The organism is Citrobacter sp. TBCS-14, from assembly GCF_005280805.1.
GTDB lineage: Bacteria > Pseudomonadota > Gammaproteobacteria > Enterobacterales > Enterobacteriaceae > Citrobacter > Citrobacter gillenii.
Genome location: NZ_SZWM01001195.1, coordinates 224,165 through 242,577 on the forward strand (window position 1 = coordinate 224,165; position 18,413 = coordinate 242,577).

18 protein-coding genes, 1 pseudogene and 1 riboswitch are annotated in these 18,413 nt (G+C 53.4%); of the genes and pseudogenes, 10 read left to right on the forward strand and 9 right to left on the reverse strand.

The features are described from left to right. Window positions 1-39: 39 nt before the first annotated feature. A complete protein-coding gene (gene rpsU, locus FDX22_RS25835; protein WP_001144069.1) occupies window positions 40-255 on the reverse strand; it encodes a 30S ribosomal protein S21 in 216 nt (71 codons plus the stop codon). Window positions 256-490: 235 nt separating this feature from the next. Here rpsU and tsaD point away from each other — a divergent pair, with 235 nt between their 5' ends. Then, window positions 491-1,504 carry a tRNA (adenosine(37)-N6)-threonylcarbamoyltransferase complex transferase subunit TsaD gene (gene tsaD / locus FDX22_RS25840; protein WP_096755618.1) on the forward strand — a complete coding sequence of 338 codons (1,014 nt, stop codon included), beginning with the start codon at window positions 491-493 and terminating at the stop codon, window positions 1,502-1,504. A 67-nt stretch (window positions 1,505-1,571) separates the two neighbouring features. On the opposite strand, the gene FDX22_RS25845 is transcribed toward tsaD, so the two are convergent. From FDX22_RS25845 to ttdA, 3 genes are read right to left on the reverse strand one after another with little or no spacing between them, the layout of a single operon-like run. Continuing rightward, on the reverse strand, window positions 1,572-3,035 hold the full coding sequence (locus tag FDX22_RS25845; RefSeq protein WP_146717977.1) for an anion permease: 1,464 nt from the start codon (window positions 3,033-3,035) through the stop codon (window positions 1,572-1,574). 48 nt (window positions 3,036-3,083) lie between these two features. After that, a complete protein-coding gene (ttdB, locus tag FDX22_RS25850; protein WP_115454410.1) occupies window positions 3,084-3,689 on the reverse strand; it encodes a L(+)-tartrate dehydratase subunit beta in 606 nt (201 codons plus the stop codon). Then, the gene (gene ttdA / locus FDX22_RS25855; RefSeq protein WP_096755621.1) at window positions 3,686-4,597 is read right to left on the reverse strand and encodes a L(+)-tartrate dehydratase subunit alpha; all 912 of its coding nucleotides are present in this window, start codon (window positions 4,595-4,597) and stop codon (window positions 3,686-3,688) included. The genes ttdB and ttdA overlap by 4 nt, the downstream gene beginning before the upstream one ends. Window positions 4,598-4,807: 210 nt before the next feature. On the opposite strand from ttdA, the gene FDX22_RS25860 reads away from it, so the two are divergent. Beyond that, a complete protein-coding gene (locus FDX22_RS25860) occupies window positions 4,808-5,740 on the forward strand; it encodes a LysR family transcriptional regulator (RefSeq protein WP_135911392.1) in 933 nt (310 codons plus the stop codon). A 40-nt stretch (window positions 5,741-5,780) separates the two neighbouring features. On the opposite strand, the gene plsY is transcribed toward FDX22_RS25860, so the two are convergent. Then, window positions 5,781-6,398, reverse strand: coding sequence for a glycerol-3-phosphate 1-O-acyltransferase PlsY (gene plsY, locus FDX22_RS25865; protein WP_096759329.1), 618 nt, complete (start codon window positions 6,396-6,398; stop codon window positions 5,781-5,783). Between the two features lie 106 nt (window positions 6,399-6,504). On the opposite strand from plsY, the gene folB reads away from it, so the two are divergent. Continuing rightward, window positions 6,505-6,873, forward strand: coding sequence for a bifunctional dihydroneopterin aldolase/7,8-dihydroneopterin epimerase (gene folB / locus FDX22_RS25870; protein WP_146717978.1), 369 nt, complete (start codon window positions 6,505-6,507; stop codon window positions 6,871-6,873). Window positions 6,874-6,958: 85 nt separating this feature from the next. Continuing rightward, window positions 6,959-7,777 carry an undecaprenyl-diphosphate phosphatase gene (gene bacA, locus FDX22_RS25875; RefSeq protein WP_096755624.1) on the forward strand — a complete coding sequence of 273 codons (819 nt, stop codon included), beginning with the start codon at window positions 6,959-6,961 and terminating at the stop codon, window positions 7,775-7,777. 98 nt (window positions 7,778-7,875) lie between these two features. On the opposite strand, the gene FDX22_RS25880 is transcribed toward bacA, so the two are convergent. Both FDX22_RS25880 and FDX22_RS25885 read right to left on the reverse strand, forming a co-directional pair. Next, window positions 7,876-9,111 (reverse strand): multifunctional CCA addition/repair protein, encoded by a 1,236-nt coding sequence (locus tag FDX22_RS25880; RefSeq protein ID WP_146717979.1) that lies wholly within the window; start codon window positions 9,109-9,111, stop codon window positions 7,876-7,878. Window positions 9,112-9,173: 62 nt separating this feature from the next. Further along, a complete protein-coding gene (locus tag FDX22_RS25885) occupies window positions 9,174-9,794 on the reverse strand; it encodes a TIGR04211 family SH3 domain-containing protein (RefSeq protein WP_096755626.1) in 621 nt (206 codons plus the stop codon). Between the two features lie 241 nt (window positions 9,795-10,035). Here FDX22_RS25885 and FDX22_RS25890 point away from each other — a divergent pair, with 241 nt between their 5' ends. The 3 genes from FDX22_RS25890 to hldE all read left to right on the forward strand — a co-directional run bounded on the left by FDX22_RS25890 (window position 10,036) and on the right by hldE (window position 15,787). Then, a complete protein-coding gene (locus tag FDX22_RS25890; protein WP_146717980.1) occupies window positions 10,036-11,337 on the forward strand; it encodes an inorganic triphosphatase in 1,302 nt (433 codons plus the stop codon). 113 nt (window positions 11,338-11,450) lie between these two features. After that, complete coding sequence (gene glnE, locus FDX22_RS25895) at window positions 11,451-14,291, forward strand: bifunctional [glutamate--ammonia ligase]-adenylyl-L-tyrosine phosphorylase/[glutamate--ammonia-ligase] adenylyltransferase (protein ID WP_146717981.1); 2,841 nt, start codon at window positions 11,451-11,453, stop codon at window positions 14,289-14,291. 59 nt (window positions 14,292-14,350) lie between these two features. Beyond that, window positions 14,351-15,787 carry a bifunctional D-glycero-beta-D-manno-heptose-7-phosphate kinase/D-glycero-beta-D-manno-heptose 1-phosphate adenylyltransferase HldE gene (gene hldE, locus FDX22_RS25900; protein ID WP_115257466.1) on the forward strand — a complete coding sequence of 479 codons (1,437 nt, stop codon included), beginning with the start codon at window positions 14,351-14,353 and terminating at the stop codon, window positions 15,785-15,787. 53 nt (window positions 15,788-15,840) lie between these two features. On the opposite strand, the pseudogene FDX22_RS32210 reads toward hldE, so the two are convergent. Further along, window positions 15,841-15,957, reverse strand: a pseudogene (locus tag FDX22_RS32210) (hypothetical protein); the annotation flags it as partial. 178 nt (window positions 15,958-16,135) lie between these two features. Between FDX22_RS32210 and glgS the strand changes: the two are divergent. Beyond that, entirely contained in the window at window positions 16,136-16,342 is a 207-nt protein-coding gene (gene glgS / locus FDX22_RS25905) for a cell surface composition regulator GlgS (protein WP_096755633.1), read from the forward strand. 33 nt (window positions 16,343-16,375) lie between these two features. Here glgS and ubiK read toward each other — a convergent pair whose 3' ends face one another. After that, on the reverse strand, window positions 16,376-16,672 hold the full coding sequence (gene ubiK / locus FDX22_RS25910) for a ubiquinone biosynthesis accessory factor UbiK (protein ID WP_135953046.1): 297 nt from the start codon (window positions 16,670-16,672) through the stop codon (window positions 16,376-16,378). A 132-nt stretch (window positions 16,673-16,804) separates the two neighbouring features. Continuing rightward, window positions 16,805-16,954: riboswitch (FMN riboswitch) on the forward strand. A 106-nt stretch (window positions 16,955-17,060) separates the two neighbouring features. On the opposite strand from ubiK, the gene ribB reads away from it, so the two are divergent. Together ribB and FDX22_RS30305 are read left to right on the forward strand one after the other, a co-directional pair. Next, window positions 17,061-17,714 carry a 3,4-dihydroxy-2-butanone-4-phosphate synthase gene (ribB, locus tag FDX22_RS25915; protein ID WP_115257467.1) on the forward strand — a complete coding sequence of 218 codons (654 nt, stop codon included), beginning with the start codon at window positions 17,061-17,063 and terminating at the stop codon, window positions 17,712-17,714. Window positions 17,715-18,233: 519 nt separating this feature from the next. Next, window positions 18,234-18,410, forward strand: a complete 177-nt coding sequence (locus FDX22_RS30305; protein ID WP_181506558.1) for a hypothetical protein — start codon at window positions 18,234-18,236, stop codon at window positions 18,408-18,410. The last annotated feature ends 3 nt before the right edge of the window (window positions 18,411-18,413 follow it).

Sequence of the window (18,413 nt, forward strand, 5' to 3'; positions counted from 1 at the left end):
ACAACTCAGTCTGAATTGAGAGCCTTAGCTCCCAATAGATTAGTACAGACGAGTGCGGCGTGCGTTTTCGCGAGCCAGTTTCTTCGCGTGACGTTTCACAGCAGAAGCTTTAGCGCGCTTACGTTCGGTAGTCGGTTTTTCATAGAACTCACGACGACGAACTTCCGCCAGAACACCTGCTTTCTCGCAGGAACGCTTGAAGCGACGCAGTGCTACGTCGAACGGCTCGTTTTCACGTACTTTAATTACCGGCATGTAACTCTCACCTTTATAAATTCGGTTTGCCGCTGGCATCTACGCCAGCTTATTTCAAAATGGTGCGGAATTTTACTGCAATTGCTGCTGCTTTGTAAAGCACCGACGCGATTTTGAAAGGGACTTTTATAAGGGTGAGGAGTATACACGAGGGTTCTTCCTTGGGCGAACAAAGTTTTACATCAACCCGCATTCGACCTACACTGCGCGGTATTAGAGCGAGGTAAAACAAGTCATGCGTGTACTGGGAATTGAAACATCCTGCGATGAAACCGGCATCGCCATTTACGACGATGAAAAAGGTCTTTTAGCCAACCAATTGTATAGTCAGGTGAAATTGCACGCTGACTACGGTGGAGTTGTGCCTGAATTGGCTTCGCGCGATCACGTGCGTAAAACCGTACCGTTGATTCAGGCGGCGCTAATTGAAGCAGGGTTAACGGCAAAAGATATTGATGCGGTGGCCTATACCGCAGGACCGGGTCTGGTCGGTGCGCTGCTGGTGGGGGCGACCGTAGGGCGTTCTCTGGCGTTCGCCTGGAATGTTCCGGCCATTCCTGTACACCATATGGAAGGCCATTTGCTGGCACCGATGCTGGAAGATAATCCGCCGGAATATCCTTTTGTAGCGCTGCTGGTTTCTGGCGGACACACGCAGCTGATTAGCGTCACCGGTATTGGACAGTATGAGTTGCTGGGAGAATCGATTGACGATGCGGCCGGTGAAGCGTTCGATAAAACGGCCAAACTGCTGGGGCTGGATTATCCAGGTGGCCCGATGCTGTCTAAGCTGGCGTCTCAGGGCGTGGAAAAGCGTTTTGTCTTCCCGCGCCCGATGACCGATCGTCCGGGGCTGGATTTCAGCTTCTCAGGCTTGAAAACGTTTGCCGCAAATACCATTCGTAATAACGAAAACGACGATCAGACCCGTGCGGATATCGCCCGTGCATTTGAAGATGCGGTGGTCGATACGCTGATGATCAAGTGCAAACGCGCGCTGGATCAAACCGGTTTTAAGCGTCTGGTGATGGCGGGGGGCGTGAGCGCTAACCGTACCCTGCGGGCCGCACTTGCGGAAATGATGCAAAAACGTCGTGGCGAAGTGTTCTATGCGCGCCCGGAATTTTGTACCGATAACGGGGCGATGATCGCCTATGCGGGCATGGTGCGTTTTAAATCCGGAGCAACGGCAGACCTTGGTGTCACCGTGCGTCCACGCTGGCCGTTGGCGGAGTTACCGGCGGCGTAAGCGCACCGGGAGCGGACTGGTGAGATGCGTAGGGAAAAGGGGCGACACTACGCCGCCCCGGCGGGATTTACAGTAAAACCAGAGGCATCCACAGCAGGCCGGTTATCACCAGCAGGACGAGGAATATCAGGCCGAAGATGGCGCCCAGTCGCCAGTAATCGGCCGTCGGCAAGTAGCCGCTGCCGTAGTAGATCGGGCTTGGTCCGGTAGCGTACGGGGTCAAAATGCTGCCCAGACCAATGGCGGCACCGACCATCAGGCAGAATACCGGCAGCGGGATGTCCGGCATCGCCAACGCGGCTGCAATCATCATTGGCGCGAGGGCAGAGGTATAGGCCGTGGCGCTGGCAAAGAAATAACGCAACAGATAGAACACCACGATCAACGCCACCATTACCATTATCGGCGAGTAGCCGCTGAGTCCGTTTGCCAGCAGTTTGCCGAACCAGGAGATAAAGCCAGTATTGTTCAGCCCGGTGGCAAGGGTAATCAGCGAAGCCAGCCAGAAAAAGACGTTCCATGCCGCTTTATTACTGACAATGTCATCCCAGCAAATGATGCGCAGTACCAGCATCAACGCCACCACGCTGTAGCCGACCATTGCGGCATCAATATAGTCTCCGCCAAAGATCCACAGCACCAGCGCTCCCACCATCAATACCAGCATCTTTTTCTCACGCGCGCACAGTGGCCCCATCGCCTTCAGCTCGGTTTCCGCCCAGCGCGGGACCTGATCGCCAGATTTCTGCACCGGTGGGTACAGCACGTAGGCCAGCCAGGGCACGATCAACACCAGTAAAATGCTCAGCGGCAGCATGCCTAAGAACCAGTCACCCCAGCTTAACGCTGTATGGGAAGCGCCTTTCATCAGGCCAATTAGCAGCAGATTTGGTGCCATCGCCGTTAAAAAAATAGCGCTGGTGACGCAGTCGGCGACGATCCCCATCCACATAATGTAAGAGCCAATGGAGCGGGCGCTGGGATCGTTGGGTTGAGAGTGATACAGCGGCGGCAGGTTACGAATGATCGGGTAGATAATGCCTGCGCTGCGTGCGGAATTAGACGGTGTTACGGGGGCGAGGATCAGTTCGGAGAACATCACCGCATAGCCGAGAAACAGCGTGCGATGCCCCATCTTCTTTACCAGCATCAGCGCGATACGCCGACCCAGACCCGTTTTCTCGTAACCGGTACCGAACATAAAGGCTGCGAAAATCAGCCAGATAACCGAGTTAGAAAACCCCGACACCGCCCATGACAACGATTTGGCGGTAAATTTAAATCCGTCCTGGGCGAGTTGCTCAGGGCTGAACAACAGCCACGGCGACAGCACGGCAATGATAGAAATACCAATCATCGCCACTACCGCACCGGGAACAGGTTCCAGGATAAGCCCGACGATGACCCCGGTAAAGACGGCAAAATAGAGCCAGGTGTGGCTTTCAAGACCGCCAGGAACGGGCAAAACAGCAATAATGGCGATGACCACCAGCGGAGCCAGGTATCGCCACCAACCAGCTAAAGGTGCCATTGTTGTATCCCTGCGAAAGGGGGAGAGGTATGCGCCTCTCCGGGAGGGTTATTTGATGTAGTGCACGTGCTCGCAGATTTCTTCGACGATCGGGTCGCGACGTTCAGCGAACAGCTTTTTGTTTTCGGCGATCAGGTTGTTGCCATGGGTATCGATGGAAACAATCAGCGGGCCGAACTCTTTAACCCGGCACACCCACAGGGATTCCGGCATGCCCAATTCCGTCCAGTGCACTTCTTCAATTTCTTCAACCTGCGTGGCGGCAACAACCGCGCAGCCAGCCGGGAAGATCACGTGCAGTGCTTTGAATTGTTTACACCCTTCTTCGGTCAACGGTCCCATGCCGCCTTTGCCGACCACCAGTTTGACGCCGGTTTGCTCGATGAACTCTTTCTCAAAGGCTTCCATACGCATGCTGGTGGTTGGGCCGACGGAGACCATCTCCCATTTTTCCCCGTTCTTACGCACGATCGGGCCAGCGTGAAAAATGGCTTTACCGTTCAGATCGTACGGGATCGGGCGCTTGAGTTCGATCAAACGGCGGTGACACACGTCGCGACAGGTCACCAGCGTACCGGTCAGGTAAATGACATCGCCGACGCGAATGTCTGCCAGATCTTCGGCTTTGATCGGGGTTGTCAGGATCTTTTTCATAACGCGCTCCGGGTGTGAGACAAATTTTCGAAGGAGAGATCGGCATGAACCCGCAGCGTGCCGCGACGGTGCGCCCAGCAGCCGGTAGAAACGGCCACGCCGATAGTCGACGGGTGGCGTGCGGCCGATTCGATATGTACGCCCATCACGGAGCTGTTACCCGTTAGCCCCTGTGGGCCAATACCCAGACGGTTAAGTCCTTCCTCGAGACGCAGTTCCAGCTCGGCAGCTTTGGGATTGGGATGGCGTGAGCCAATCGGGCGCAGTACGGCTTTGCGTGACAGCACGGCGGCGGTTTCAACGGAGGTCGCAATACCTACGCCGACCAGCACCGGTGGGCAGGCGTTTACTGCTAGCGTGGAGATATTCTCAAAAACAAACTTCACGACACCTTCGTAGCCTTCGGAAGGCATTAACACTTTGGAACGCCCCGGCAGCGTACAGCCGCCGCCCGCCATATAGACTTCAATTTCTGCGTCGTCAGCGTCGGGGATGATGTCCCAGGTGACCCATGGCACGCCGGTACCGGTATTTTTGCCGGTGTTTACCTCGTCAAAAATCTCTACCGCATTGTGGCGTAGCGGCGCTTTAACGGTGGCGTCTTCAACGGCCTGCTTAAGGATGCTTTGCAGTTCGCCCAGCAGTGGAAAACGGGAACCGACCTTCACAAAGAACATGATTTCACCGGTGTCCTGACACGCCGGGCGATTCAGGTCGATCGCCTTCTGCATGTTGTCAAACATGGTGTGGTAGATAATTTTACCCATCGGCGAGGTTTCGCCTTCGCGTAGCTGTTTTAATTTATCTACGACATCGTCGGGCATACGGGTAGAAATCATGGCGGTAAAATCAGCGACAATGTTAGTCAGCGTATTTATCGCATGTTGGTTATTTTGATGGCTCATCATGTCAACTCCAGTTCTTTTATTTATCTGGAAATAAATTCTCCCGGACAAACTACCACTAAAAATGTGGCTTTATATTTTTTAGCGCTGTGAATAACCAATTAACAGTTCGTGAATGATGTCCGCTTAAGATAATAAAAATTGCGCAAAGGCAGGGTTTATTATGTCCAGGGGAATTACACTGCGATTCACACCCTCACGGATATCCTGAACATGCTGAACACCTATCCCCTGGCGAAAGACCTGCAGGTGCTGGTTGAAATTGTGCATAGCGGCAGCTTTAGCGCGGCGGCAGCGACCCTTGGGCAGACGCCAGCGTTTGTGACAAAACGCATTCAGATTCTGGAGTCTACGCTAGGGGCCACGCTGCTTAACCGCTCCGCACGCGGTGTGGCGTTAACGGAAAGCGGTCAGCGGTGCTATGAACATGCGCAGGAGATCCTCGCCCGCTATCAGCATCTGGTGGATGACGTCACGCAAATCAAAACGCGTCCGGAAGGGATGATCCGTATTGGTTGTAGCTTTGGGTTTGGGCGCAGTTATATCGCCCCAGCGATTACCGAATTGATGCATAGCTATCCTGAATTACAGGTGCATTTTGAACTGTACGATCGGCAAATTGATTTAGCGCAGGATAATATCGATCTGGATATTCGTATTAATGATGAAATTCCCGATTATTATATTGCGCATTTGTTAACGAAAAATAAAAGAATATTGTGTGCTGCACCGACATATTTACGAGAATACGGGGATCCAAAGACGTTACAGGAATTAAGTCGCCATGATTGCCTGGTTACCAAAGAGCGCGATATGACGCACGGGGTTTGGGAACTTGATAATGGGCATGAGAAAAAATCGGTTAAGGTGGCGGGGCATCTTTCTTCTAACAGCGGCGAGATTGTGTTGCAGTGGGCGTTACAGGGAAAAGGGATCATGCTGCGTTCTGAGTGGGACGTACAGCCGTTTCTGCTCAGCGGTGAACTGGTTCGCGTGCTGCCAGAATATGCGCAGAGCGCCAATATCTGGGCGGTGTATCAGGAGCCATTGTATCGCAGCGTAAAGCTACGGGTGTGCGTAGAGTTTCTGGCAACGTGGTGCCAGCAGCGGTTGGGTAAGCCGGTTGACGGGTATCAGATCCTGTAAGCCGGATAAGACACCGTCGCGTCATTATCCGGCAGTATCGTCACTCGGGATCTTTTTCGCGCTTTTTCTTCAGCTTGGTCCAGATCTTCGGCTCTTGTCGACGCCACAGACGTTGGATGTTGTCATGATGGCGCAGCAGAATTAAGCACGACAGCATGGATACCGGGAAAGTGAACTGGGGTTTGAACCACCAGACATAGAACGGGGCTATCAGGGCGCTGACGATGGCTCCTAACGAGGAATAACCGCTCAGCAAGATGGTCAGCAACCAGGTGCCCGCCATGACGCCGGTTAAATCCCAGCCAATCGGCGCAATGGCGCCAAAGGCGGTGGCGACGCCTTTCCCACCTTTAAAACCGAAGAACACCGGCCAGATGTGTCCCAGGCAGGCGGCGATAGCAATCAACCCCAACCAGAAAGGACTAACGCCTAGCGCGTATGCACCCCACACGGGTAACATACCCTTCAGGACGTCAAAAATCAGCACGGCGACGGCGGCTCCTTTGCCACCAATTCGCAATACGTTTGTCGCGCCCGGATTTCCAGAACCGCTATCACGTGGGTCCGGCAATCCAGCGAGGCGGCATACCAGAATAGCACTGGAAATTGAGCCGCAGAGGTACGCGAAGATAATCATTCCAGGCGCGATTGCACTCATAAGCTGTTCCGTTTTGAAAATGTCGTGTAAAACACTACTTCCGTGGATAATACGCATATTTCGCCGGAAGTGGTATCCGGGTTAGCCAAAAAGCAGGCAGGTCGTGATGGATATTGTATTTATAGAGCAACTTTCGGTAATCACCACTATTGGTGTTTATGACTGGGAACAGACTATCGAACAAAAACTGGTGTTCGATATCGAAATGGCATGGGATAACCGCAAATCAGCGAAAAGCGACGATGTTGCCGATTGCCTGAGCTATGCTGATATCGCACAAACGGTGGTCAGCCATGTGGAAGGCGGACGTTTTGCGCTGGTTGAACGCGTGGCTGAAGAGGTGGCAGACCTCCTGCTTAGCCGTTTTAATTCCCCATGGGTACGCATCAAGCTCAGCAAGCCGGGGGCGGTGGCGAGAGCGACAAACGTCGGCGTTATCATTGAGCGTGGCAATAATCTGAAAGAACGTAATTAAATTAATAATATCTAAACCTAACAGGTATAAAAGAGTCCTAACGTTGGCTCTTTTTTGCCGTGGTTTTCTATCTAGGGGTTAATTGATGAGTGATATGCACTCGCTGCTGGTGGCGGCAATTTTGGGTGTGGTCGAGGGATTGACGGAGTTTTTGCCTGTATCCAGCACCGGCCATATGATTATTGTTGGCCATCTGCTGGGGTTTGAAGGCGCTACCGCAAAGACATTTGAAGTGGTTATTCAACTGGGTTCCATTTTGGCTGTTGTGGTGATGTTCTGGCGTCGCTTGTTTGGCCTGATTGGCATTCACTTTGGTAAAGCCCCGCATGAAGGAACCGGCAAGGGACGACTAACGCTGGGGCATATCCTGTTAGGGATGATCCCGGCCGTGGTACTGGGACTGATTTTCCACGATACCATCAAATCATTGTTTAACCCGATCAACGTGATGTATGCGCTGGTGGTGGGGGGCGTGCTGCTGATAGCCGCAGAATGCCTGAAGCCGAAAGAGCCGCGCGCGCCGGGTCTGGATGATATGACTTATCGCCAGGCGTTTATGATTGGCTGCTTCCAGTGCCTGGCGCTGTGGCCGGGATTTTCCCGCTCCGGAGCGACCATTTCAGGCGGTATGCTGATGGGCGTGAGCCGCTATGCCGCATCGGAATTCTCATTCCTGCTGGCGGTACCAATGATGATGGGTGCCACGGCGTTAGATCTCTACAAAAGCTGGTCGTTCCTGAGCGCGTCAGACATTCCAATGTTTGCTGTGGGCTTCGTGACGGCATTTGTCGTGGCGCTGGTGGCGATCAAAACCTTCCTGCAGCTGATTAAACGTATCTCGTTTATTCCATTTGCGATTTATCGTTTTGTGGTCGCCGCCGCTGTTTACGTGGTGTTCTTCTAACTTTTGTGTGCCCGGTGGCGCTTATGCTTACCGGGCCTACGGAACGAGATGTTGACCCCGTAGGCCGGATAAGCGCAGCGCATCCGGCAACATACTGCCTACGTTTTTGGGCAACGCTGTTCCTTCCAACTGGCCACCGCCGCAATGCGACGTCGTGTCAGCTCCTCGCGAATGTCCGACCCTTTGAATCCTGCCTCAACGACCTCCTTCGTCGGCACAGTCTGTGCGACTTGCCAGGCCTCCCGCAGCAGCCTACCTTGCGGGTAATCTGCTGCTTCAAAACCGGTGCGACCCCGGACGTCGGCCTCACTGGTCAGGGCAATTTGTTCCACACGCTGCGGTTTACGCCAGGCATCGATGGAATCAAACAACTTCACGATAGTTTTCGGCTGCAGGATCGGGAACGTATGAATGAGATCGTGGAATTCCGCCACCAGTTTGGCTAAATCGCGGATGTCATTGGGCACCCGCAGACGCTGACATAACTGCTCTACCAGTTTGACACCCGCCGGGCCGTGACCATGATGACGTGGCCACAGCGCTTTTGGCGTCAGAGCCTTGCCAAGATCGTGGCACAGCGTGGCAAAACGTATATCTACGTTTGGGCTCAACATGGCCGCCATCGACAGCGTCATCAGCGTGTGAATACCGGTGTCGATTTCCGGATGCCATTGAGCCGGTGCCGGGACGCCAAACAGAGCGTCTATTTCCGGGAACAGAACGCGCAGTGCGCCGCAGTCGCGCAGGACCTGGAAAAAGACCTGTGGATTACGGGTAGTTAACGCATTTTCCGTTTCTTTCCAGACTCGTTCCGGCGTCAAATGTGCCAGTTCTCCGGCAGCGGTCATCTCGCGCATTAAGGCCAGGGTTTCATCGGCGATACGGAAGCTGAGGTGTGCATAACGCGCGGCAAAGCGCGCCACGCGCAGTACGCGTAGCGGATCTTCGCTAAAAGCAGGGGAAACATGGCGCAGTAGACGATTTTCCAGATCGCGACGTCCGTGATACGGGTCGATAATCTCGCCGTCATCATCGCGGGCCAGCGCGTTGATCGTCAGGTCGCGGCGCTGGAGATCGGCTTCCAGCGTTACGTCTGCTGCGGCATAGCAGGTAAATCCGGTGTAGCCTGAACCTGATTTTCGTTCGGTTCGCGCCAGCGCATATTCTTCGCGTGTTTGCGGATGGAGAAAAACAGGAAAATCGCGGCCTACCTGCTGGTAGCCCGCGTCGAGCATCTCTTGCGGCGTGGCGCCAACGACAACCCAATCTTTATCTTTAACCGGTAGCCCTAATAACGCATCCCGAACAGCTCCACCGACCAGATAAATCTTCACGCCACTTTCCTTTTGAAAAAAATCATCCCTTAATCATATGTCAGTGTGGCGGAGAAGGCGATTCAGTTCATCCAGCGATCTTTGCGTTTACGGGTTGGGATCATGTGTGGCAGAACCAGACCGAGCAACAGACCCAGACCCAGTACGCCGCCGCCATACATAAACCACTGCATGATGATGGTGCGCTGCTTGTCATCAAGCTGCAAATTCGCGGCACTGACCTTTTTCTGCGCCACAATCAGCTCGTTTTTTAGCTTCTGGTTTTCTTCTTTCAACCCATTGATCACACTGTCGCTTTGCGCCACTTTTTGCTGCATATCGGCGGTACGCTGGTTCCAGGTGGTATCAATATTATTGAGCTTATCGGTCAGTGTTTTTACCTGGTTTTCCAGGTCCGGAACGCGGGTACGCAGGCTTGGCGTGCTGTTCAGCTCTTTCAGCGGGATCCAGGCCGTACGTCCGGTACTGTCTTTTACCTGGGCGTAGTTGGTGCTGGCATCGGTCTGTAACAGAATGACTTCCTCGCCGGCGTTAACCGTACCCACGAGGCGATAATTATCTCCCGGACCGCTGCGGACCCAGGTGTTCAGTTCATCAGAGACATAGCGCTTTTCTTCTGCATGGGTGACGGCAGTGGCGCTAAGTGCGAGTAAAGTTAATCCAATCAGGCGTAATTTTGGCATCAGGCTGTCGTTATTGTCATAGAAAGTGGAACGATAGTAGTGGCATCAGTGTCTCTACGCAAAGCATTCAACATCAATCGGAATCATCTGTGTCCTTTTTGCCACCACTCGAAACTTTTACGCCCGTCAAATTGCTCGTTGCATGGCAATTTGGCGCAAAATACTATCTACTGACAATCAAGAACGCACTTAGTTCGCAGTCTGTTTTCTCAACTGTGACATAACCCATAAGTACAAGATCATGACCCAGGAAATCGAATTAAAATTTATTGTCAATAATGATGCTGTTGATGCATTGCGCGAACGTCTGAATACGCTGGGGGGAGAGCATCATGCGCCCAGCCAGTTGCTGAATATCTACTATGAAACGCCGGATGGGTGGTTGCGTAGCCATGATATGGGGCTGCGTATTCGCGGTGAGAACGGTCGTTATGAAATGACCCTGAAAATTGCCGGACGGGTGACGGGGGGGTTGCATCAGCGACCAGAGTATAATGTTGCGTTGAGCGAGCCAGAACTGGATCTTGCGCTGCTTCCAGCCGAAGTCTGGCCAAATGGCGAACTGCCAGCCGATCTCGCCTCTCAGCTACAACCGCTGTTCAGCACTGATTTTAACCGTGAGAAATGGCTGCTTGAGGTTGACGGTAGCCAGATTGAACTCGCCCTCGATCTGGGTGAAGTGAAGGCCGGAGAGTTCGCTGAACCGCTCTGTGAGCTTGAACTGGAACTGGTCAGCGGCGATACCCGCGCAGTGTTGAAGTTGGCAAATCAGCTGGTTGCCGAGGAGGGTTTACGCCTGGGTAGCCTGAGTAAGGCGGCACGGGGTTATCATCTGGCGCAGGGGAATGCCCCACGCGAGCTGAAGCCGACGCGTATTCTGAAAGTCCCGGCCAAGGCCAGCATTGAGCAGGGGCTTGAAGCCGCGCTGGAACTAGCATTGTCGCAATGGCAGTACCATGAGGAGTTATGGGTTCGCGGCGTAAAAGGCGCCAAATCGGAAGTGTTGGCCGCGATGGGGCTGGTACGCCACATCCTGATGCTGTTTGGCGGGAATGTTCCACGTAAAGCGAGCGCTCACTTACGTGATTTGCTGACCCAGTCGGAAGCGATTATTGCTGCTGAAACTTCTGCGGTATCTGCGGTTTACAACCCGCAAACGGCAATGGCAAAACTGGCACTCACCGAGTGGTTGGTGACTAAAGAGTGGCAACCGTTCCTCGATGCGAAAGCGCAGGCCAAAATCGCCGACTCCTTCAAGCGTTTCTCTGATACCCATCTTTCACGTCATGCGGCTGAACTGAAAACGGTGTTTGGTCAGCCATTGGGCGATCAATATGCCGACCAAATCCCGCGCCTGACGCGAAACATTGACAGTATTCTGATGCTGGCAGGCTATTACGATGAGAAGGTGGCATCGGAATGGATTGCGACCTGGCAGGGTTTACGTCATGCCATCATGACGCGCCAACATATTGAAATTGAACATTATCGTAATGAAGCGATCTCTGAGGAGCCGTTCTGGCTGCACAGCGGTAAACGATAATCAGGACCGAGATCAGGATGCCTTTATCAGGCCTACGCGATGGGCTTAAATGTCTTGTAGGCCGGATAAGGCGAAACGCCACTATCCGGCATCATTTAAAGGATAACCCGTAAATGCAGCAGCTCTCTTCACCGTTACAACAGTACTGGCCGACCGTTGTTGATCGGCTGCCAGCAGCAATACCTGAAGCGTCGCTTAGCCTGCAGGCGAAGTCAGTGCTCACATTCAGTGATTTTGTTCGCGACAGCGTGATCGCCCATCCCGAGTGGCTGGCAGAGCTGGAAAGCGAACCGCCGCTGGCGGATGAATGGCAGCACTATGGCGTCTGGTTGCAGCAAGCATTAGCTGACGTCGGTGATGAAGCGGCGCTGATGCGTGAGCTGCGCCTGTTTCGCCGTCGCATCATGGTGCGAATTGCCTGGGCGCAGACGCTGTCGCTGGTGACGGAAGAGAGCATTTTGCAGCAGTTAAGCCATCTGGCTGAAACGCTGATTATCGCTGCACGAGACTGGCTGTATGACGCCTGCTGTCGTGAGTGGGGAACGCCGTGCAACCCTGACGGTGTTCCGCAGCCGCTGCTGATTTTAGGGATGGGAAAACTGGGCGGCGGCGAGCTTAACTTTTCCTCCGACATCGACCTGATTTTTGCCTGGCCAGAACACGGATCGACGCAGGGCGGACGGCGTGAGCTGGATAACGCGCAGTTCTTTACGCGTATGGGCCAACGGCTGATTAAAGTGTTGGATCAGCCGACTATGGATGGATTTGTCTATCGGGTGGATATGCGTTTACGCCCGTTTGGTGACAGCGGTCCGCTGGTGCTGAGCTTCTCGGCGCTGGAGGATTATTACCAGGAGCAAGGGCGTGACTGGGAACGCTACGCGATGGTTAAGGCGCGTATTATGGGGGATGCTGACGGTACTTACGTCGCTGAACTGCGCGCCATGCTGCGGCCTTTTGTTTTTCGTCGTTATATCGATTTCAGCGTGATCCAGTCGCTGCGTAACATGAAAGGGATGATTGCCCGTGAAGTCCGCCGCCGTGGTCTGAAAGACAATATCAAGTTGGGGGCGGGCGGTATTCGTGAAATCGAATTTATCGTTCAGGTCTTCCAACTGATTCGCGGCGGGCGTGAGCCATCGCTACAATCCCGCGCGCTGTTACCTACGCTCAGCGCCATCAACGCGCTGCATCTACTGTCTGATACCGATGCGGAGCATTTACGAAGTGCCTATCTCTTTTTACGTCGTCTGGAAAACCTGCTGCAGAGCATCAACGATGAACAGACCCAGACGCTGCCGGGCGATGAGCTAAATCGCGCACGTCTGGCATGGGCCATGGGGGCGGATGACTGGTCGCAGTTGACGGCTGTCCTGAACGTTCACATGGGCAACGTGCGTCGGGTGTTCAATGAGTTAATCGGTGATGATGAAACCGAAACCCAGGAAGAGTCTTTGTCGGAACAGTGGCGCGAACTGTGGCAGGATGCTTTGCAGGAAGATGACACCACGCCAGTGCTGGCGCATCTTGCGGAAGACGATCAGCGCCGCGTGCTGACTCTGATCGCCGATTTTCGCAAAGAGCTGGATAAGCGCACCATCGGCCCACGTGGACGCCAGGTGCTGGATCATTTGATGCCGCACTTGCTGAGCGATGTTTGCTCCCGCGCTGATGCCTCGGTGCCGCTGTCGCGTATTACTCCGCTGCTGGTGGGCATTGTCACCCGTACGACCTATCTGGAGCTGTTGAGTGAATTCCCTGGCGCGCTGAAGCACCTGATTTCGCTGTGCGCCGCCTCGCCGATGGTCGCCAGCCAGTTGGCGCGCTATCCGCTGCTGCTGGACGAGTTGCTGGATCCGAACACCCTGTATCAGCCCACCGCAACCGATGCCTACCGTGATGAGCTACGTCAGTATCTGCTGCGTGTGCCGGAGGATGACGAAGAACAGCAACTGGAAGCGTTGCGTCAGTTCAAGCAAACTCAACTGCTGCGTATTGCGGCGGCCGATATCGCCGGGACGCTGCCAGTGATGAAGGTGAGCGACCACTTAACCTGGCTGGCCGAAGCGATTATCGATGCCGTGGTTCAGCAGGCGTGGACGCAAATGGTCGCCCGCTACGGGCAGCCAACGCACCTTGGCGATCGCGAGGGCCGCGGTTTCGCCGTTGTCGGTTACGGCAAGCTGGGCGGTTGGGAGCTGGGCTACAGCTCCGATCTTGATTTGATCTTCCTGCACGATTGTCCGATGGACGTGATGACTGACGGCGAGCGTGAAATTGACGGGCGGCAGTTCTATCTGCGTCTGTCACAGCGCATCATGCACCTTTTCAGTACCCGCACGTCTTCCGGCATTTTATATGAGGTGGATGCGCGGCTGCGCCCATCCGGTGCCGCAGGCATGCTGGTGACATCAACCGAGGCTTTCGCCGATTACCAACGCAACGAAGCCTGGACATGGGAGCATCAGGCGCTGGTGCGTGCTCGGGTGGTGTATGGCGACCCGCAGCTGACCTCTCAGTTTGACGCGGTGCGTCGCGATATCATGACGCTCGCTCGTGACGGAAAAACGTTGCAGACCGACGTGCGTGAAATGCGCGAGAAAATGCGTGCTCATTTGGGTAATAAGCATCGCGATCGCTTTGATATCAAAGCAGATGAAGGCGGGATCACCGACATTGAGTTTATTACTCAATATCTGGTGCTGCGCTATGCCCATGAAAAACCGAAACTGACGCGCTGGTCAGATAACGTGCGCATTCTGGAATTACTGGCACAAAACGACATTATGGAAGAGCAAGAAGCCCTGGCGCTGACCCGCGCCTATACCACGCTGCGTGATGAACTTCATCATCTTGCTTTGCAGGAACTTCCGGGCCATGTGGCGCCGGAGTGCTTCAGCGCTGAGCGCGCGCTGGTGCGTGACAGCTGGCAGAAGTGGCTGGTTGCCGAGTGAAGTGTGCTATGATCGCGCGCAAATTTTAAGACCCTCAGAGAATCTCTCAGGAGACAGGAATGAAAGTAACGCTGCCAGAGTTTGAACGTGCAGGAGTCATGGTTGTCGGTGATGTGATGCTGGATCGCTACTGGTACGGGCCTACTAGCCGTATTTCACCAGAAGCCCCAGTTCCGGTAGTCAAAGTGGATACCATTGAAGAACGTCCCGGCGGCGCGGCAAACGTGGCGATGAACATTGCCTCTCTGGGCGCAAATTCCCGTCTGGTGGGGTTGACCGGTATTGATGATGCGGCACGTGCGCTGAGTAAAACGCTGGCGGACGTGAATGTGAAATGTGACTTCGTTTCGGTGCCGACGCACCCGACGATCACCAAACTGCGCGTACTCTCACGCAACCAGCAGCTGATCCGTCTGGACTTCGAGGAAGGTTTCGAAGGCGTAGATCCACAGCCGCTGCACGATCGTATTAACCAGGCGCTGGGTTCTATCGGTGCTCTGGTACTGTCTGACTACGCCAAAGGCGCGCTGGCCAGCGTGCAGCAGATGATTGCGCTGGCACGAAAGGCTGGCGTACCGGTGCTTATCGATCCGAAAGGCACTGATTTTGAACGCTATCGCGGTGCGACGCTGCTGACACCAAATCTTTCCGAGTTTGAAGCGGTTGCCGGTAAGTGCAAAAGCGAAGAGGAACTGGTTGAACGCGGCATGAAGGTGATTGCGGATTTCGACCTTTCCGCGCTGTTGATCACCCGTTCCGAGCAGGGCATGACGCTGCTGCAGCCGGGCAAAGCACCGCTGCACATGCCGACCCAGGCGCAGGAAGTGTATGACGTGACCGGTGCTGGCGATACGGTTATTGGCGTGCTGGCGGCAACGCTGGCGGCGGGTAACTCACTGGAAGAAGCGTGTTATTTTGCTAACGCTGCGGCGGGCGTGGTAGTGGGTAAGCTGGGGACGTCCACCGTTTCGCCTATCGAACTGGAAAACGCTGTGCGCGGTCGTGCGGATACCGGTTTTGGTGTGATGACAGAAGCCGAGCTGAAACAAGCCGTGGCCAGCGCGCGCAAGCGCGGTGAGAAGGTGGTCATGACCAATGGCGTTTTCGACATCCTGCACGCGGGCCACGTCTCTTATCTGGCGAATGCGCGCAAGCTGGGCGATCGTCTGATCGTGGCGGTAAACAGCGACGCATCCACCAAACGTCTGAAAGGTGAAACGCGCCCGGTCAACCCTCTCGAGCAGCGTATGATCGTACTGGGTGCGCTGGAATCCGTCGACTGGGTGGTCTCTTTTGAAGAAGATACCCCACAGCGACTGATCGCAGGTGTTCTGCCGGATCTGCTGGTAAAAGGTGGTGACTACAAGCCGGAACAAATTGCGGGTAGCGAAGAGGTATGGGCGAACGGCGGTGAAGTGCTGGTGCTGAACTTCGAAGACGGCTGCTCAACGACCAATATCATCAAAAAGATCCAGAAAGACAGCGATAAGTCATAGTCTGGTCGATTGCCGGATAGCGGTATAAACACCTTATCCGGCATTCCTGTCTCTTATGCTTCAGTTTTCTCCACAGGCTGTGGACTGTTTTTCAGCGGCTCAGCCAGGGCGTGAAGCGAACCGCCGGACAAACCAATCTCATTTAACAGCGAATCAATCAGCGGAGCCTGAAGTTCTGCAGGTTCCTTACATCCGAAAAAAGACATCTCCCCCTCTCAGATTTCGTAGGAAAGTGTGAAGCATAGCTCTCAATTTGCGCACATTATGTACAGAACAACTTTCTGTATAGGGAAATACTGAAATCAGAAAAAGCATATGGCCTTAACAGATATTCAATAACTGGAGGGTATGCTCATGAACAGCAATATGTATTCACTGAACAATTTCGATTTCCTGGCCCGGAGTTTTGCCAGGATGCAGGCTGAGGGGCACCCTGTTGATATCCAGGCCGTAACCGGCAACATGGATGAGGAGCACCGCAGTTGGTTTTGCAAACGCTACGCGCTGTATTGCCAGCAGGCAACTGAGGCGAAAAAATTAGAGCTGGAACACTAACAGATAAACGGGCCTTGCGGCCCGTTGTCGTTTTTACGCTTGCGGATCGACGGGCGGGATAGCAGGCGCAGGCTTCACTTCAGCCGGTTTCTCGCGCGCTTCCAGCTCGGTCAGGCGTTGCTCAAGCAGCGCGAGCTTTTCGCGGGTGCGCAGCAACACCTGGGTTTGTACATCAAACTCTTCGCGGCTTACCAGATCCAGGCGCGTCAGCTGTGACTGCAGCGTTTGGCGAATCTTTTTCTCGACGTCTTCCCCAAACTCGCGGATCCCTTTCGGCATCGACTCGTGGACCTGACGAGCAATCTGCTCAATTTTTTTCGGGTCAATCATGGTGGTTTCCCTGAACTGGTACGTGTTGCTGCCTATTGTAGTGCGAACTGGCAGCGGCATAAACCAGAATTGTGTGAAGTGAAGTCAAGCAAAGGCGTTGATGAAGGTAATCAATAGCGTTATAGTTAACTCGCTTATTCTCAGGGCGGGGCGAAATTCCCCACCGGCGGTAAATCAACTGATGTTGAAAGCCCGCGAGCGCTTTTCGTTAACGCGAAAAGGTCAGCAGATCCGGTGTAATTCCGGGGCCGACGGTTAGAGTCCGGATGGGAGAGAGTAACGATCCAGTCGGGCATGGACCCGCTCACGTTATTTTTTTGCCGCTTAGACGGTACTCCTAAGACTGCCCTGATTCTGGTAACCATAATTTTAGTGAGGTTTTTTTACCATGAATCAGACGCTACTTTCCTCTTTTGGTACGCCTTTCGAACGTGTTGAACTTGCGCTGTCTGCGCTGCGTGAAGGACGCGGTGTGATGGTGCTTGACGACGAAGATCGTGAAAACGAAGGCGATATGGTTTTCCCGGCAGAAACCATGACCGTTGAACAGATGGCACTTACCATCCGTCACGGTAGCGGTATTGTTTGCCTGTGCATCACTGAAGATCGACGCAAGCAGCTCGATCTGCCAATGATGGTGGAAAATAACACCAGCGCTTACGGCACGGGCTTTACCGTGACCATTGAGGCCGCTGAAGGCGTAACTACCGGTGTTTCTGCTGCTGACCGTGTTACCACGGTTCGCGCGGCAGTTAAAGACGGTGCTAAACCTTCCGATCTGAACCGTCCGGGACACGTTTTCCCGCTACGTGCTCAGGCTGGCGGCGTGTTGACCCGCGGTGGTCATACTGAAGCTACCATCGATCTGATGACGCTGGCAGGTTTTAAACCGGCTGGTGTACTGTGTGAGCTGACCAATGATGATGGCACCATGGCGCGTGCGCCAGCGTGCATCGAATTTGCAGGCAAGCATAATATGGCTGTGGTCACGATCGAAGATTTAGTCGCTTACCGTCAGGCGCACGAACGTAAAGCCAGCTGATAGCACACGCTTTACCACGCCAGTTGCGGTGGCAATAAAAAACCGAAGTCAGTTTTCTGGCTTCGGTTTTTTGTTATTACGGCCCGCCTATTTAGCTTTGCCCAGACGAACGGTATCCTTTAACGAGGATATACTGCTTTATATTTTATCGACATATAATATATTCCGCATGCGCTATTTTTGTATTTTTACCATATAAGAATATGGCTAAATCTTTGTGATAAGTAAATGTGTTTACTGTTTTAGGTGTGTTTGTTATCAACCACTAGTGTATTGATTTAATTAAATAAAGTCAGTTTGGAATGTACTTATTATAATTAATGTTATTTATAGATGCTTGCAGGTTCTGTATTGTTTTATTTTTAATGCATGTTTTTCAATTGGCTCTATCCGCTGGTTTATATGATCGAAATCATCTATTTGTTTCTGTAATGTGCCACTATAGTGGTAGGTTGAAATAAGGATATGTGAAATTTTAACGTTAAATGTTTAATGATGTTAAATTTTAAGGGTAAAAGAATGTTTATTGCCTGGTATTGGATGGTATTAATTGCACTCGTTGCTATTGGTTATTATTGTCATATGAAGCGTTATTGCCGCGCGTTTCGACAAGACCGAGATGCGTTGCTTGAGGCGCGTAACAAACTCTTTCGCCGTACGAGCGAAGAGGCTGGCACGGCCAGGGAGCATGAATAATCC

What these genes read in the sequence shown, in the direction of transcription:
- folB (WP_146717978.1), top strand. Translation starts at nt 6,505, where the DNA reads ATGGATATTGTATTTATAGAGCAACTTTCGGTAATCACCACTATTGGT.
- glgS (WP_096755633.1), top strand. Translation starts at nt 16,136, where the DNA reads ATGCTCATGAACAGCAATATGTATTCACTGAACAATTTCGATTTCCTG.
- plsY (WP_096759329.1), bottom strand. Translation starts at nt 6,398, where the DNA reads ATGAGTGCAATCGCGCCTGGAATGATTATCTTCGCGTACCTCTGCGGC.
- tsaD (WP_096755618.1), top strand. Translation starts at nt 491, where the DNA reads ATGCGTGTACTGGGAATTGAAACATCCTGCGATGAAACCGGCATCGCC.
- FDX22_RS25845 (WP_146717977.1), bottom strand. Translation starts at nt 3,035, where the DNA reads ATGGCACCTTTAGCTGGTTGGTGGCGATACCTGGCTCCGCTGGTGGTC.
- hldE (WP_115257466.1), top strand. Translation starts at nt 14,351, where the DNA reads ATGAAAGTAACGCTGCCAGAGTTTGAACGTGCAGGAGTCATGGTTGTC.
- ttdA (WP_096755621.1), bottom strand. Translation starts at nt 4,597, where the DNA reads ATGATGAGCCATCAAAATAACCAACATGCGATAAATACGCTGACTAAC.
- FDX22_RS25890 (WP_146717980.1), top strand. Translation starts at nt 10,036, where the DNA reads ATGACCCAGGAAATCGAATTAAAATTTATTGTCAATAATGATGCTGTT.
- ttdB (WP_115454410.1), bottom strand. Translation starts at nt 3,689, where the DNA reads ATGAAAAAGATCCTGACAACCCCGATCAAAGCCGAAGATCTGGCAGAC.
- FDX22_RS25860 (WP_135911392.1), top strand. Translation starts at nt 4,808, where the DNA reads ATGCTGAACACCTATCCCCTGGCGAAAGACCTGCAGGTGCTGGTTGAA.
- ubiK (WP_135953046.1), bottom strand. Translation starts at nt 16,672, where the DNA reads ATGATTGACCCGAAAAAAATTGAGCAGATTGCTCGTCAGGTCCACGAG.
- rpsU (WP_001144069.1), bottom strand. Translation starts at nt 255, where the DNA reads ATGCCGGTAATTAAAGTACGTGAAAACGAGCCGTTCGACGTAGCACTG.
- glnE (WP_146717981.1), top strand. Translation starts at nt 11,451, where the DNA reads ATGCAGCAGCTCTCTTCACCGTTACAACAGTACTGGCCGACCGTTGTT.
- FDX22_RS25885 (WP_096755626.1), bottom strand. Translation starts at nt 9,794, where the DNA reads ATGCCAAAATTACGCCTGATTGGATTAACTTTACTCGCACTTAGCGCC.
- FDX22_RS30305 (WP_181506558.1), top strand. Translation starts at nt 18,234, where the DNA reads ATGTTTATTGCCTGGTATTGGATGGTATTAATTGCACTCGTTGCTATT.
- bacA (WP_096755624.1), top strand. Translation starts at nt 6,959, where the DNA reads ATGAGTGATATGCACTCGCTGCTGGTGGCGGCAATTTTGGGTGTGGTC.
- ribB (WP_115257467.1), top strand. Translation starts at nt 17,061, where the DNA reads ATGAATCAGACGCTACTTTCCTCTTTTGGTACGCCTTTCGAACGTGTT.